Raw genomic sequence first — 14,462 nt, 5'->3', positions numbered from 1 at the left:
AAAAAACGCCTTTTACTGAATAAACATCAATAATCCAGCTTAAGGCGTACGCTTTTTTCAACATTCATCAACAGGTATTGCACTTTTTTCTTTTTACCCGGCAAATCGCTTGCCGCCCCTCCGCTTTTACGGCATTTTCATAAGCAAGCAACATCACACTGCAACAGGGTTAATGGAGAAGGTTATGTGTTCAATTTTCGGCGTACTGGATATCAAAACTGACGCAGGCGAACTGCGTAAAAAAGCACTGGAACTGTCCCGTCTGATGCGCCATCGCGGCCCGGACTGGTCCGGTGTCTACGCCAGCGATAAAGCCATCCTGGCGCACGAGCGTCTGTCGATTGTGGATGTCAATGCCGGTGCCCAGCCGTTATATAACGAGAAAAAAACCCATGCGCTGGCGGTGAACGGTGAAATCTACAACCACCAGGCGCTGCGCGCGGAGTACGGCGATCGCTACACCTTCCAGACCGGTTCTGACTGCGAAGTGATCCTGGCCCTCTATCAGGAGAAAGGCCCGGAGTTCCTTGACGAATTGCAGGGTATGTTTGCCTTTGCGCTGTACGACAGCGAAAAAGATGCATACCTGATTGGCCGCGACCATATCGGGATTATCCCGCTCTATATGGGCCATGATGAGCACGGCAACTTCTATGTTGCCTCTGAAATGAAAGCCCTGGTGCCGGTCTGCCGCACCATTAAAGAGTTCCCGGCAGGCAGCTATCTGTGGAGCCAGGATGGCGAAATTCGCCAGTACTATCAGCGCGACTGGTTCGATTACGATGCCGTTAAAGACAACGTCACCGATAAAAACGAACTGCGTCAGGCGCTGGAAGATTCAGTGAAAAGCCACCTGATGTCGGACGTGCCTTACGGCGTACTGCTCTCAGGCGGTCTGGACTCGTCTGTTATCTCGGCGATCACCAAAAAGTATGCCGCACGTCGCGTGGAAGATCAGGAGCGCTCCGAAGCCTGGTGGCCGCAGCTGCACTCCTTCGCCGTCGGCCTGGAAGGATCCCCGGACCTGAAAGCCGCGCAGGAAGTGGCAAACCACCTGGGCACCGTGCACCATGAAATTCACTTTACGGTGCAGGAAGGGCTGGATGCGATCCGTGACGTTATCTATCACATTGAAACCTATGATGTGACCACCATCCGCGCGTCAACGCCGATGTACCTGATGTCCCGTAAAATCAAAGCGATGGGCATTAAAATGGTGCTTTCCGGCGAAGGTTCTGACGAAGTGTTCGGCGGTTACCTCTACTTCCATAAAGCGCCGGATGCCAAAGAGCTGCACGAAGAGACCGTGCGTAAACTGCAGGCCCTGCACATGTTTGACTGCGCCCGTGCCAACAAAGCGATGTCTGCATGGGGTGTTGAAGCGCGCGTGCCTTTCCTGGATAAAAAATTCCTCGACGTGGCCATGCGTATCAACCCGCAGGACAAAATGTGCGGCAACGGCAAGATGGAGAAACACGTTCTGCGCGAATGCTTCGAATCTTACCTGCCTGCAAGCGTGGCGTGGCGTCAGAAAGAGCAGTTCTCTGACGGCGTAGGTTACAGCTGGATCGACACCCTGAAAGAAGTGGCAGCGAAGCAGATTTCCGATCAGCAACTGGAAACCGCCAGCTTCCGCTTCCCGTACAACACGCCGGGTTCGAAAGAAGCCTATCTGTACCGTGAAATCTTCGAAGAGCTGTTCCCGCTGCCAAGCGCAGCAGAGTGTGTTCCTGGCGGTCCTTCCGTCGCCTGCTCCTCGGCGAAAGCCATTGAGTGGGATGAAGCCTTCAAAACCATGAACGATCCATCAGGTCGTGCCGTGGGTGTACATCAGTCCGCTTATAAGTAATCAGCCAGATCGTCATGAGGCCCTTCGGGGCCTCTTTTTTTGCCTCACGTTTCGCTGGACAAAATCGATTAATAACCAATAATTGCCGAATAATCGGCCACGCTGTTCGCAACCTAACCAAACAGTCACATTCCAGACATTTTCGTTGAAAAAGGTGTTGACGCTGCAAGGGTCTATACGCATAATGCGCCCCGCAACGCCGATAAGGTAACGCGAAAAAAAGATGGCTACGTAGCTCAGTTGGTTAGAGCACATCACTCATAATGATGGGGTCACAGGTTCGAATCCCGTCGTAGCCACCATCTTTTTTGCGGGAGTGGCGAAATTGGTAGACGCACCAGATTTAGGTTCTGGCGCCGCAAGGTGTGCGAGTTCAAGTCTCGCCTCCCGCACCATTCCCAGGTAAGCGTTGCACGGATGGGGTATCGCCAAGCGGTAAGGCACCGGTTTTTGATACCGGCATTCCCTGGTTCGAATCCAGGTACCCCAGCCATATTTCTTCGATTTTGCGGTTCTCCGCGGTTATTGGGGTATCGCCAAGCGGTAAGGCACCGGTTTTTGATACCGGCATTCCCTGGTTCGAATCCAGGTACCCCAGCCATCGAAGAATGCAGTCTGGCTACGTAGCTCAGTTGGTTAGAGCACATCACTCATAATGATGGGGTCACAGGTTCGAATCCCGTCGTAGCCACCATATCAGCTTGTATCGATTCCGGTCGGTAAAGCAAAAAAATTGTTGGGGTATCGCCAAGCGGTAAGGCACCGGATTCTGATTCCGGCATTCCGAGGTTCGAATCCTCGTACCCCAGCCAATTTAAAAAGTCGTTAAGCTGTTTGTTTAACGCAATTGGGGTGTCGCCAAGCGGTAAGGCTCTGGTTTCTGATACCAGCATTCCGGGGTTCGAATCCCTGCACCCCAGCCACATAAAAAAAGCTCGCTTCGGCGAGCTTTTTGCTTTTCTGCGTTTCCGAACTAAATAAGCCGGGTGGCGGCTTCGCCTTACCCCGCCTACGGAACGTCTAGAGCCCTAAGGCGTACTTCAGCGCCTGACGTTTCAATCCACCGGCGCGCTGTGCCGCGATCAATCCCACATTACGCAGGATGCGCAGCGGCCCCAAATCGTTGCTGAACCCGGCGTAAAAGAGATCCATCCCTGACTGCATAATAAAGTTATCTGCCATCCGTCGCGTCTGATAACGCTTAAGCACCTGATGGCTGGCCCAGGCTTCGCCGTGACTGCGGGCGTTGCTTAACACGTCCAGCAGCGCCTCTACGTCGCGATAGCCCAGGTTAACCCCCTGCCCCGCCAGCGGATGAATGGTATGCGCCGCATCGCCGACTAGCGCCAGCCCTTCGCGGGCATACTTCAGCGCATGACGACGCGTCAGGGGGAATGCCCCTGCAGCGACCGGCGTGACCTTGCCCAGACGCGACGGGAAATGGTGGGCGATTTCGCGCTGCAGCTGTTCCATAGAGAGCCCCTGCAGCTGGCGGATCCTTGCTGGCGTGTCATACCACACCAGGGATGCCCAACGGTCAAACAGCGGTAAAAAGGCGTGCGGACCGTTCGGGGTGAAATGCTGCCAGGTGCTGTCACCCGGATCGTTCTCACAGGCGACGGTGATCAGCATGCAGGATTGCTGATATTGCCAGGCGTGAATGCCGATCCCGGCCAGCTCGCGCACCCGGGAATTTGCGCCGTCGGCCCCAACCAGCAGTTTTACCGCCAGTTGCTCGCCGCTATCCAGCTCAATCAGATGCTGATCGTTATGGCGGTGGAGCGCCTTTACCGACGCAGGTACACGCAGCGTCACCTGCGGATGCGCCTCCAGCGCCTGCCAGAGCGCCTGTTGCAGCACCCTATTTTCAACCATGTAACCCAGCAGCGGGAGTTTCAGCTCTGCGGCGTCAAACACCACGTGGGCGTTTTCCCACTCCCAGGTCTCCAGGCGACGATACGGATGCGCGCGCATGGCCAGCACCGCGTCCCATACTCCCAGCCCGCGAAGCAGATCAACTGACGCGGCGCTGATCGCCGAAATGCGTACATCCGGCTGCTGTGACGCGTCAAAAGCAGCAGGTGGCGCCTGTTCGATAACGGTTACGTCGAACCCGTGTTGCGCCAGCCCCAGCGCCAGCGCCCCGCCGACCATACCGCCGCCGACGACGGCGATCCCGGCTTGTTGGATAGTCATGGTCATTTGTCCTTATTTGATAATCTCTTAAGTTTACCGGATTTTTGTAGCCTTGAGGCTGACAACCTTCATACTGGTCACAACCGCACCAAAGCATTACAATACGCGCCCTGCAATCCTGAGCATGAGCAAGTCGATGACAAAAAAACTCCATATTAAAACCTGGGGCTGTCAGATGAACGAATACGATTCATCCAAGATGGCCGATCTGCTGGATGCCACCCATGGGTATCAACTCACCGACGTGGCGGAAGAGGCAGATGTGCTGCTGCTGAATACCTGCTCAATCCGTGAGAAGGCGCAGGAAAAAGTCTTTCACCAGTTAGGTCGCTGGAAGCTCCTCAAGCAGAAAAACCCGGATATCATCATCGGCGTCGGCGGCTGTGTTGCCTCGCAAGAAGGGAAGCTGATTCGTCAGCGAGCCCACTACGTCGACATTATTTTTGGTCCGCAGACCCTGCACCGTCTGCCGGAGATGATCAACTCCGTGCGCGGAACCGGCCAGCGCAAGGCGATCATCGACGTCAGTTTCCCGGAAATCGAAAAATTTGACCGTCTGCCGGAACCGCGCGCAGATGGCCCGACCGCCTTCGTCTCCATCATGGAAGGCTGCAATAAATACTGTACTTACTGCGTGGTGCCTTATACCCGCGGCGAAGAAGTCAGCCGTCCTTGCGACGATATCCTGTTTGAGATCGCCCAACTGGCGGCACAGGGTGTGCGCGAAGTGAACCTGCTCGGGCAGAACGTTAACGCCTGGCGCGGCGAGAACTATGACGGCAGCACCGGCTCGTTTGCTGAACTGCTGCGTCTGGTGGCGGCGATTGACGGTATCGACCGCATCCGCTTTACCACCAGCCACCCGATCGAATTTACCGATGACATCATCGAGGTTTACCGCGATACGCCAGAGCTGGTGAGCTTCCTGCATCTGCCGATCCAGTGTGGTTCTGACCGCGTGCTGAACCTGATGGGCCGCACCCACACCGTGCTGGAATATAAATCGATTATCCGCAAGCTGCGTGAAGCGCGCCCGGATATTCAAATAAGCTCTGACTTTATCGTTGGCTTCCCGGGTGAAACGGACGACGATTTTGAACGCACCATGAAGGTGATTGGTGATGTGAACTTCGACGTAAGTTACAGCTTCATCTTCTCGGCGCGTCCGGGGACGCCTGCCGCCGATATGGTTGACGACGTGCCGGAAGAGGTGAAAAAGCAGCGTCTCTATATTCTGCAGGATCGCATCAACCAGCAGGCCAACGCCTGGAGCCGCCGGATGCTCGGCACCGTGCAGCGTGTACTGGTAGAAGGCACTTCACGTAAGAGCATCATGGAGCTCTCTGGCCGTACGGAGAACAACCGCGTGGTGAACTTCGAAGGTACGCCGGATCTGGTGGGCAAGTTCGTCGATATTGAGATCCTCGAGGTACTGACCAACTCCCTGCGTGGCAAACTGGTGCGCACCGAAGATGAAATGGGCCTGCGCGTCGCCCAGTCGCCGGAATCGGTGATTGCCCGTACCCGTAAAGAAAACGATCTCGGCGTCAGCGTTTATCAGCCGTGATCCTTCGGGCCTGTCGTTTCTGGCAGGCCTTGTATTTCCCCCTGCTCTCCCCCATATCCTTCGCAATGCTTGCGCCTTTATTCCGTGGCGTGAATACTTTCATAAGACAGACCCACTGCCCTATGACACCCGAGACATTAAGAGGAACGGTTTGAATATAGACACACGTGAAATTACCCTTGAGCCAGCAGACAACGCTCGCCTGCTGAGCCTGTGCGGGCCGTTTGATGACAACATCAAACATCTGGAGCGACGTCTGGGTATCGAGATTAATCGTCGCGATAACCAGTTCAAACTCACCGGACGTGCAATTTGCGTCAATGCCGCTGCGGATATCCTCCGTAGTCTGTACGTTGATACCGCGCCAATGCGCGGTGAAACCCAAGATATTGAGCCGGAACAGATCCATCTGGCGATCAAAGAATCGCGAGTGCTGGAGCAGAGCGCGGAGAGCGTGCCGGAATTCGGCAAGGCTATCCACATTCAGACCAAGCGTGGCGTCATTAAGCCGCGCACGCCAAACCAGGCGCAGTACATCGCCAATATCCTCGATCATGACATCACCTTCGGCGTCGGCCCGGCAGGTACTGGTAAAACCTACCTTGCGGTGGCTGCTGCCGTAGATGCCCTTGAGCGCCAGGAGATCCGCCGCATTCTGCTCACCCGTCCGGCCGTTGAAGCGGGCGAGAAGCTGGGCTTCCTGCCTGGTGACCTGAGCCAGAAGGTCGATCCTTACCTGCGCCCGCTGTACGATGCGCTGTTTGAGATGCTCGGCTTTGAGAAGGTCGAAAAACTGATTGAACGTAACGTCATCGAAGTGGCTCCGCTGGCCTATATGCGTGGCCGTACCCTGAACGATGCGTTCATCATCCTGGATGAGAGCCAGAACACCACCATCGAACAGATGAAGATGTTCCTGACCCGTATTGGCTTTAACTCCAAAGCGGTGATCACCGGCGATATCACCCAGGTCGACCTGCCACGCAGCACCAAGTCGGGTCTGCGTCACGCTATTGAAGTCCTGTCCGAAGTGGACGAAATCAGCTTCAACTTCTTCCACAGTGAAGACGTGGTGCGCCACCCGGTGGTTGCCCGCATCGTCACGGCATATGAAGCGTGGGAAGCCGCAGATCAAAAACGTAAAGCAGAACAGGCCGCGGAACGTAAACGCGAAGCCCAGGAGCAAGAGCAGAAATGAGTCAGGTGATCCTCGATTTACAGCTGGCCTGTGAAGACAATTCCGGCCTGCCGGAAGAGAGCCAGTTCCAGGCGTGGCTGAATGCCGTCATCCCGCAGTTTCAGGAAGAGTCAGAAGTCACGATTCGCCTGGTGGATGAAGCAGAAAGCCACGACCTGAACCTGACCTATCGCGGGAAAGATAAGCCAACCAACGTGCTCTCTTTCCCGTTTGAAGCGCCGCCGGGTATCGAAATGCCGCTGCTTGGCGATCTGATCATCTGCCGCCAGGTGGTTGAGCAGGAAGCGAAGGAACAGCAGAAGCCCCTCGAGGCCCACTGGGCGCACATGGTGGTGCACGGCAGCCTGCATCTGCTGGGCTACGACCACATTGAAGATGACGAAGCGGAAGAGATGGAATCCATTGAGACAGAGATAATGCTTGCTCTGGGCTATGAGGATCCGTACATTGCCGAGAAAGAGTAGTCTGTAGGGCGCGTTTGCGCCTTACTGGCATAATGTGCCGTTGCGTATGACAAAAGTCCGCGACGGCAGTCAACAGACCAACATGAGAACCCTTAACAAACGCCATGAGCGACGACAATTCACACAGTAGCGACACACCAAACAGCAAAAAAGGATTTTTCTCCCTCCTTCTGAGCCAGCTGTTCCACGGTGAACCTAAAAACCGTGATGACCTTCTGGAGCTTATCCGTGACTCCGGGCAGAACGAGCTTATCGATGAAGATACGCGCGAGATGCTTGAAGGGGTAATGGACATCGCCGACCAGCGCGTTCGCGATATCATGATCCCCCGTTCGCAGATGATTACCCTGAAACGTAACCAGACCCTGGATGAGTGCCTCGATGTCATTATCGAATCCGCTCACTCACGTTTCCCGGTGATTAGCGAAGACAAAGACCACATCGAAGGAATTTTGATGGCCAAGGATCTGCTGCCGTTTATGCGCAGCGATGCCGAAGCCTTCAGCATGGAAAAAGTGTTACGTCCGGCGGTGGTTGTTCCGGAAAGTAAGCGGGTAGACCGCATGCTGAAAGAGTTCCGCTCTCAGCGCTACCACATGGCGATTGTTATCGATGAATTTGGCGGTGTTTCGGGCCTGGTCACCATCGAAGATATTCTTGAGCTGATTGTCGGCGAAATTGAAGATGAATATGACGAAGAAGAGGATATCGACTTCCGTCAGTTGAGCCGCCACACCTGGACCGTGCGTGCGCTCGCCCCTATCGAAGATTTCAATGACACCTTCGGCACGCATTTCAGCGATGAAGAGGTGGATACCATCGGTGGTCTGGTGATGCAGGCCTTTGGTCACCTGCCGGCGCGTGGCGAAACCGTGGAAATTGACGGCTATCAGTTCAAGGTGGCGATGGCCGACAGTCGACGTATTATTCAGGTTCATGTCAGAATGCCGGACGATGCTCCGCAACCCACACTGGATGATTGATTTAAATGGCATTTGCCCCCTTGCTTGAACGCCAGCGCACGCGTCTGCTGCTGGCGCTGATCTTCGGAGCCAGCGGTACGCTGGCTTTTTCCCCTTATGACTTCTGGCCAGCGGCCCTCCTCTCCCTGATGGGACTTCAGGGGCTGACCCTTAACCGACGCCCTGTTCAGGCGGCGGCGATTGGCTATTTCTGGGGGCTGGGCCTGTTTGGCTCCGGTATTAACTGGGTTTACGTCAGTATTGCCCAGTTTGGCGGCATGCCAGGCCCGGTGAATGTTTTCCTCGTGGTGCTGCTGGCGGCCTACCTCTCGCTCTATACCGGTCTGTTTGCCGGTATTTTGTCGCGCCTGTGGCCAAAAACCAGCTGGTTGCGGGTGGCGATTGCCGCCCCGGTGGTATGGCAAATTACCGAGTTCCTGCGCGGCTGGGTGCTGACCGGCTTTCCGTGGCTGCAGTTCGGCTATAGCCAGATAGATGGCCCGCTGAAGGGCCTGGCGCCGGTGATGGGCGTCGAGGCGATTAACTTCCTGCTGATGGTAGTCAGCGGCCTGCTGGTGTTGGCGCTGGTGCAGCGCAACGGGCGAGCGCTGGCAGTCGCTCTGGTCCTCTTTGCCCTTCCTTTCCCGCTGCGTTATATCCAGTGGTTCACCCTTGAGCCGGAACGCGCCACCCAGGTATCGATGGTGCAGGGTAATATTCCCCAGTCGCTGAAATGGGATGAAGGTCAGTTGATCAACACCCTGAAAATTTATCTGGATGCCACCCAGAAAGAGATGGGCAAATCCCAGCTAATTATCTGGCCCGAGTCGGCAATCCCGGATCTGGAGATCAACCAGCAGCGTTTTCTGACCATGATGGACGATCTGCTGCGGGCGCGAAACTCTACGCTGATCACCGGGATCGTTGACGCGCGTCTGAACAAGCAGAACCGCTACGACACTTACAACACCATCATCACGCTGGGGAAAGATAATCCTTACAGCTATGAGTCGGCGAACCGCTACAACAAGAATCACCTGGTGCCGTTTGGTGAGTTTGTGCCGCTGGAGTCGATACTGCGCCCGCTGGCGCCGTTATTCGATCTGCCGATGTCTTCGTTTAGCCGGGGCTCGTACGTTCAGCCTCAGCTGAGCGCCCACGGCTTCCTGCTGACCGCCGCCATTTGCTACGAGATTATTCTCGGGGAGCAGGTGCGGGATAATTTCCGTCCGGACACCGACTATCTGCTGACCATCTCCAACGATGCCTGGTTCGGTAAGTCGATCGGCCCGTGGCAACATTTCCAGATGGCGCGGATGCGCTCCCTGGAGCTGGCGCGCCCTCTGCTGCGCAGCACCAACAACGGCATTACCGCCGTGATTGGTCCGCAGGGTGAAATTCAGGCTATGCTGCCGCAATTCACCCGCGACGTGCTGACCGCAAAAGTCACGCCGACGACCGGGCTGACCCCTTATGCCCGCACCGGCAACTGGCCGCTGTGGATCCTCACCGCACTGTTCGGTTTTGGCGCAGTGCTGATGAGTCTGCGCCAGCGCCGCAAGTAGTTCCCTCCCCTCTTTGCCCGGCGTCGCTACGCTTGCCGGGCCTACGATCTTGTAGGCCGGGTAAGGCGAAGCCGCCACCCGCCAATTCTCACTGCGACACAATTCTGGCACGGCTATTGCTTTATCTATTTACGTAAACGCGATTTGGCTTACTGTGCAACCCGGTCGCACCAGCGTAGCTCATCAGTAGCACCGAAACGGTGCAACGGAAGATTTATGCCTCTGAATGGTGCGGCGCGCTTCGCAAAAATAAACAATAACGCAGCAAAATCTTTACATTAAGCCAAACTAAATGTTAACAAACAGGTATAACACTGCACTCGTATCGCGCGAGCTATAACAACATCACACCGAATATCAATGCGTCTCTGGCGCTGATAATAAAGGAGTTGGATATGCAATTACGTAAACTGGCCACAGCAATGCTGGTGATGGGATTGTCCGCAGGCGTCGTACACGCTGAAGATGCTGCTCCGGCAGCGGGCGGTACCCTGGAAAAAATCGCGAAAAACGGCGTGATTGTGGTCGGCCACCGTGAATCGTCTGTTCCGTTCTCATACTACGACAACACGCAAAAAGTCGTGGGCTACTCACAGGCTTACTCCAACGCGATCGTCGACGCGGTGAAGAAAAAGCTGAACAAACCGGATCTGGAAGTGAAGCTGATCCCAATCACTTCACAAAACCGTATTCCACTGCTGCAAAACGGCACCTTTGATTTTGAGTGTGGCTCCACCACCAACAACCTTGAGCGTCAGAAACAGGCTGCCTTCTCCGACACCATCTTCGTGGTGGGTACCCGTCTGCTGACCAAAAAAGGCGGCGATATTAAAGATTTCGCCGACCTGAAAGGCAAAGCGGTGGTTGTGACCTCCGGGACGACTTCTGAAGTTCTGCTGCATAAGCTGAATGAAGAGAAGAAAATGGACATGCGTATCATCAGCGCCAAAGACCACGGCGACTCTTTCCGTACTCTGGAAAGCGGCCGCGCCGTCGCGTTTATGATGGATGATGCTCTGCTGGCGGGTGAGCGTGCTAAAGCGAAGAAACCGGATAACTGGGAAATCGTCGGCACCGCGCAATCCAAAGAGGCCTACGGCTGCATGATGCGTAAAGACGACGCGGAATTTAAGAAACTCGTCGACGATACCATCGCTCAGGTTCAGACCTCCGGTGAAGCAGAGAAATGGTTCGATAAGTGGTTTAAAAACCCAATCCCACCAAAAAATCTCAACATGAACTTTGAACTGTCTGACGATATGAAAGCGCTGTTTAAAGAACCGAATGACAAGGCACTTAACTAATTAGAACCACTAAGGGGCGGGTTCTCCTGCCCTCTCGATTGTCGGGAAGCGCGGACAGACTAAACGTTGAGTGGTCGTTCCCCACTCAGCGCGAATATTAAAGCTTCTCACCAATCTTCGAGGGTAGCGCTGCTACCCTTTTTTTTCTGGAGTTTACTATGTCAATTGACTGGAACTGGGGCATTTTCCTGCAGCAAGCCCCGTTCGGCAACACCACCTATCTTGGCTGGCTGTGGAGCGGTTTTCAGGTCACGGTCGCGCTGTCGATCACCGCCTGGATTATTGCGTTTCTTGTCGGCTCGTTGTTCGGTATTTTGCGTACCGTGCCTAACCGTTTTCTCTCTTCCATTGGCACCTGCTACGTCGAACTGTTCCGTAACGTTCCGTTAATCGTGCAGTTCTTTACCTGGTATCTGGTCATCCCGGAACTGTTGCCGGAAGATATCGGCATGTGGTTCAAATCGGAACTGGATCCAAACGTGCAGTTCTTTGTCTCCTCGATGCTCTGTCTGGGTCTGTTCACCGCCGCCCGCGTGTGCGAGCAGGTGCGTGCGGCTATTCAGTCTCTGCCACGGGGACAAAAAAATGCGGCGCTGGCGATGGGTCTTACGCTACCACAGGCTTACCGCTACGTCCTGCTGCCAAACGCCTACCGCGTGATTGTGCCGCCGATGACCTCGGAGATGATGAACCTGGTGAAAAACTCGGCCATCGCCTCCACCATCGGTCTGGTGGATATGGCCGCGCAGGCGGGCAAATTGCTGGATTATTCCGCCCATGCGTGGGAATCCTTCACCGCCATTACCCTGGCCTACGTATTGATTAATGCTGTGATTATGCTGGTGATGAACCTGGTTGAACGTAAAGTTCGCCTGCCGGGCAACCTGGGGGGCAAATAATGTACGAATTTGACTGGAGCTCTATTGTTCCCTCCCTGCCCTACCTGATCGATGGCCTGATCATCACGCTGAAGATTACCCTGACGGCGGTGATTGTCGGGATTGTCTGGGGCACCCTGCTGGCGGTAATGCGTCTGTCGAGCTTTAAGCCTGTGGCCTGGTTTGCGACCGCTTACGTCAACGTGTTCCGCTCCATCCCGCTGGTGATGGTGCTGCTGTGGTTCTACCTGATCGTTCCTGGATTCCTGCAGAACGTTTTAGGCCTGTCGCCGAAATCCGATATCCGTTTGATCTCCGCGATGGTGGCTTTCTCCATGTTTGAGGCGGCCTACTATTCAGAAATTATTCGTGCCGGGATCCAGAGTATCTCCCGCGGACAGTCCAGCGCCGCCCTGGCGTTAGGCATGACCCACTGGCAGTCGATGAAGCTCATCATTCTGCCGCAGGCATTCCGCGCCATGGTTCCGCTGCTGCTCACCCAGGGCATCGTGCTGTTCCAGGATACCTCGCTGGTCTATGTATTGAGCCTGGCAGACTTCTTCCGTACCGCCTCCACCATCGGCGAGCGCGATGGTACCCAGGTTGAGATGATCCTGTTCGCAGGTGCGGTCTATTTTGCAATTAGTTTAAGCGCGTCGCTGTTGGTCAGCTGGCTGAAGAAAAGGACAGTGTAATGATTTCCCTGAAAAATGTTTCTAAATGGTATGGGCACTTTCAGGTGCTGACCGACTGCTCCACGGAAGTGAAAAAGGGCGAAGTGGTAGTGGTGTGCGGGCCGTCCGGCTCGGGTAAATCCACGCTGATCAAAACCGTGAACGGTCTTGAGCCGGTGCAGCAGGGCGAGATCATCGTCAACGGCACCAGGGTGAATGACAAGAAGACCAATCTGGCGAAGCTGCGTTCCAACGTCGGGATGGTGTTCCAGCACTTTGAACTCTTCCCGCATCTGTCGATCATTGAGAACCTGACCCTGGCGCAGGTGAAGGTCCTCAAGCGCGATAAGGCGGCCGCACGTGAGAAAGGGCTGAAACTGCTGGAGCGCGTGGGTCTCTCCGCCCATGCTGATAAATTCCCGGCGCAGTTATCCGGCGGCCAGCAGCAGCGCGTGGCGATTGCCCGCGCGCTCTGTATGGATCCCGTCGCGATGCTCTTTGATGAGCCAACATCCGCGCTTGACCCGGAGATGATCAATGAAGTGCTGGATGTTATGGTTCAACTGGCGCAGGAAGGGATGACCATGATGGTGGTCACGCACGAAATGGGCTTTGCGCGTAAAGTCGCAAACCGCGTGATCTTTATGGATGAGGGTAAAATCGTCGAGGACTCGGCGAAAGAAGAGTTCTTTAATAACCCGCAGTCTGAACGCGCGAAAGACTTCCTCGCCAAAATCCTGCATTAATCTCCCCGGTGCGCAATCGCTCAGATTGCGCACCGCTTCACGCTTTTTATCTCTTTATCTCGTCTGCCTCTGCCATCAGCGTTAGCCTTGTCGCCAAACAACACTAAGAAATGGAGATTTCTATGGCACTGCCCATTATCCTCGATTGCGATCCGGGTCATGATGACGCGATAGCACTCGTCCTTGCCCTCGCCTCACCTGAGCTTGACCTCAAGGCTGTAACCTCTTCTGCCGGTAACCAGACCCCTGACAAAACCCTGCGCAATGTGCTGCGCATGCTTACCCTGCTGAAACGCAGCGATATTCCGGTGGCAGGCGGCGCAGTTAAGCCCCTGATGCGCGATCTGATCATTGCCGACAATGTACACGGAGAAAGCGGCCTTGACGGCCCTGCCCTGCCCGAGCCAGATTTTGCGCCGCAGGAATGCACGGCAGTGGAGCTGATGGCAAACGTACTGCGCGAAAGCGCCGAGCCGGTGACGCTGGTCTCTACCGGTCCGCAAACCAACGTCGCCCTGCTGCTGAACAGCCACCCGGAGCTGCATGCGAAAATCGCCCGGATTGTGATCATGGGCGGTGCGATGGGGCTGGGTAACTGGACGCCTGCGGCGGAATTCAACATCTTTGTTGACCCAGAGGCGGCCGAGATCGTCTTTCAGTCCGGCATTCCGGTGGTCATGGCCGGGCTGGATGTGACGCATCAGGCGCAAATTATGGCGGAAGATATCGAACGTTTTCGCCGGATCGGCAATCCCGTGGCAACCACCGTGGCGGAGCTGCTCGACTTCTTTATGGAGTACCATAAAACCGAGAAATGGGGTTTCCAGGGGGCACCCTTGCATGACCCTTGTACCATCGCCTGGCTACTGAAACCGGAGATATTTACCACCGTGGAGCGCTGGGTAGGCGTGGAAACGCAGGGGAAATACACTCAGGGAATGACGGTGGTGGACTATTACTTCCTGACGGATAACAGGCCGAATACCACTGTTATGACAAACATTAACCGTGAAGCCTTTGTTGATTTATTAGCCGAACGGCTGGCGTTTTACGCTTAAC

The 14,462-nt window shown here is 55.2% G+C and carries 12 protein-coding genes and 7 tRNA genes; 18 read left to right on the top strand and 1 reads right to left on the bottom strand.

Translation table 11 applies throughout. The features are described from left to right. Positions 1–184: 184 nt before the first annotated feature. The 8 genes from asnB to FHC51_RS11765 all read left to right on the top strand — a co-directional run bounded on the left by asnB (position 185) and on the right by FHC51_RS11765 (position 2,772). Positions 185–1,849: an asparagine synthase B gene (asnB, locus tag FHC51_RS11800; protein ID WP_103823584.1), complete on the top strand. Its 1,665-nt coding sequence runs from the start codon at positions 185–187 to the stop codon at positions 1,847–1,849. Positions 1,850–2,074: 225 nt separating this feature from the next. Further along, positions 2,075–2,151 (top strand) — tRNA-Met (locus tag FHC51_RS11795). A gap of 8 nt (positions 2,152–2,159) precedes the next feature. Then, a tRNA-Leu gene (locus FHC51_RS11790) sits at positions 2,160–2,244 on the top strand. A 23-nt stretch (positions 2,245–2,267) separates the two neighbouring features. Then, a tRNA-Gln gene (locus tag FHC51_RS11785) sits at positions 2,268–2,342 on the top strand. A 33-nt stretch (positions 2,343–2,375) separates the two neighbouring features. Further along, positions 2,376–2,450: transfer RNA gene (locus FHC51_RS11780), tRNA-Gln, on the top strand. Positions 2,451–2,466: 16 nt separating this feature from the next. Beyond that, positions 2,467–2,543: transfer RNA gene (locus FHC51_RS11775), tRNA-Met, on the top strand. A 43-nt stretch (positions 2,544–2,586) separates the two neighbouring features. Continuing rightward, positions 2,587–2,661: transfer RNA gene (locus tag FHC51_RS11770), tRNA-Gln, on the top strand. 36 nt (positions 2,662–2,697) lie between these two features. Then, positions 2,698–2,772: transfer RNA gene (locus tag FHC51_RS11765), tRNA-Gln, on the top strand. 97 nt (positions 2,773–2,869) lie between these two features. Here the strand turns inward: FHC51_RS11765 and ubiF are convergent. Further along, a complete protein-coding gene (gene ubiF, locus FHC51_RS11760) occupies positions 2,870–4,045 on the bottom strand; it encodes a 3-demethoxyubiquinol 3-hydroxylase (protein ID WP_220435607.1) in 1,176 nt (391 codons plus the stop codon). Positions 4,046–4,181: 136 nt separating this feature from the next. Between ubiF and miaB the strand changes: the two genes are divergently transcribed. The 10 genes from miaB (at position 4,182) to rihA (ending at position 14,461) form a co-directional block, all read left to right on the top strand. Beyond that, positions 4,182–5,612: a tRNA (N6-isopentenyl adenosine(37)-C2)-methylthiotransferase MiaB gene (gene miaB, locus FHC51_RS11755; protein ID WP_220435606.1), complete on the top strand. Its 1,431-nt coding sequence runs from the start codon at positions 4,182–4,184 to the stop codon at positions 5,610–5,612. A gap of 151 nt (positions 5,613–5,763) precedes the next feature. After that, positions 5,764–6,810, top strand: a complete 1,047-nt coding sequence (locus FHC51_RS11750) for a PhoH family protein (RefSeq protein WP_103178684.1) — start codon at positions 5,764–5,766, stop codon at positions 6,808–6,810. After that, positions 6,807–7,274, top strand: a complete 468-nt coding sequence (ybeY, locus tag FHC51_RS11745; RefSeq protein ID WP_220435605.1) for an rRNA maturation RNase YbeY — start codon at positions 6,807–6,809, stop codon at positions 7,272–7,274. Before FHC51_RS11750 ends, ybeY begins: the two co-directional genes overlap by 4 nt. 104 nt (positions 7,275–7,378) lie before the next feature. Continuing rightward, positions 7,379–8,257 (top strand): CNNM family magnesium/cobalt transport protein CorC, encoded by an 879-nt coding sequence (gene corC, locus FHC51_RS11740; RefSeq protein WP_114315621.1) that lies wholly within the window; start codon positions 7,379–7,381, stop codon positions 8,255–8,257. Between the two features lie 5 nt (positions 8,258–8,262). Further along, positions 8,263–9,801 carry an apolipoprotein N-acyltransferase gene (gene lnt / locus FHC51_RS11735; protein WP_220435604.1) on the top strand — a complete coding sequence of 513 codons (1,539 nt, stop codon included), beginning with the start codon at positions 8,263–8,265 and terminating at the stop codon, positions 9,799–9,801. A 395-nt stretch (positions 9,802–10,196) separates the two neighbouring features. Further along, positions 10,197–11,105, top strand: a complete 909-nt coding sequence (locus FHC51_RS11730; protein WP_168192006.1) for an amino acid ABC transporter substrate-binding protein — start codon at positions 10,197–10,199, stop codon at positions 11,103–11,105. A gap of 158 nt (positions 11,106–11,263) precedes the next feature. Next, positions 11,264–12,004, top strand: coding sequence for a glutamate/aspartate ABC transporter permease GltJ (gene gltJ / locus FHC51_RS11725; protein ID WP_103178679.1), 741 nt, complete (start codon positions 11,264–11,266; stop codon positions 12,002–12,004). Then, positions 12,004–12,678, top strand: a complete 675-nt coding sequence (gltK, locus tag FHC51_RS11720; RefSeq protein WP_103823590.1) for a glutamate/aspartate ABC transporter permease GltK — start codon at positions 12,004–12,006, stop codon at positions 12,676–12,678. The genes gltJ and gltK overlap by 1 nt, the downstream gene beginning before the upstream one ends. Continuing rightward, positions 12,678–13,403 (top strand): amino acid ABC transporter ATP-binding protein, encoded by a 726-nt coding sequence (locus FHC51_RS11715; protein ID WP_103178677.1) that lies wholly within the window; start codon positions 12,678–12,680, stop codon positions 13,401–13,403. The genes gltK and FHC51_RS11715 overlap by 1 nt, the downstream gene beginning before the upstream one ends. Before the next feature lie 122 nt (positions 13,404–13,525). Continuing rightward, positions 13,526–14,461, top strand: coding sequence for a pyrimidine-specific ribonucleoside hydrolase RihA (gene rihA, locus FHC51_RS11710; protein ID WP_220435603.1), 936 nt, complete (start codon positions 13,526–13,528; stop codon positions 14,459–14,461). The last annotated feature ends 1 nt before the right edge of the window (position 14,462 follow it).

This window comes from Leclercia sp. EC_58 (assembly GCF_019584355.1).
Classification (GTDB): domain Bacteria; phylum Pseudomonadota; class Gammaproteobacteria; order Enterobacterales; family Enterobacteriaceae; genus Enterobacter.
Note: the sequence above shows the minus strand (reverse complement) of the source record. Positions and strands in the feature narration are given on the sequence as shown.

Coding starts and splice junctions, on each gene's coding strand:
- gltJ (WP_103178679.1), top strand. CDS start 11,264: ATGTCAATTGACTGGAACTGGGGCATTTTCCTGCAGCAAGCCCCGTTC.
- asnB (WP_103823584.1), top strand. CDS start 185: ATGTGTTCAATTTTCGGCGTACTGGATATCAAAACTGACGCAGGCGAA.
- gltK (WP_103823590.1), top strand. CDS start 12,004: ATGTACGAATTTGACTGGAGCTCTATTGTTCCCTCCCTGCCCTACCTG.
- FHC51_RS11715 (WP_103178677.1), top strand. CDS start 12,678: ATGATTTCCCTGAAAAATGTTTCTAAATGGTATGGGCACTTTCAGGTG.
- ubiF (WP_220435607.1), bottom strand. CDS start 4,045: ATGACTATCCAACAAGCCGGGATCGCCGTCGTCGGCGGCGGTATGGTC.
- miaB (WP_220435606.1), top strand. CDS start 4,182: ATGACAAAAAAACTCCATATTAAAACCTGGGGCTGTCAGATGAACGAA.
- FHC51_RS11730 (WP_168192006.1), top strand. CDS start 10,197: ATGCAATTACGTAAACTGGCCACAGCAATGCTGGTGATGGGATTGTCC.
- ybeY (WP_220435605.1), top strand. CDS start 6,807: ATGAGTCAGGTGATCCTCGATTTACAGCTGGCCTGTGAAGACAATTCC.
- lnt (WP_220435604.1), top strand. CDS start 8,263: ATGGCATTTGCCCCCTTGCTTGAACGCCAGCGCACGCGTCTGCTGCTG.
- rihA (WP_220435603.1), top strand. CDS start 13,526: ATGGCACTGCCCATTATCCTCGATTGCGATCCGGGTCATGATGACGCG.
- corC (WP_114315621.1), top strand. CDS start 7,379: ATGAGCGACGACAATTCACACAGTAGCGACACACCAAACAGCAAAAAA.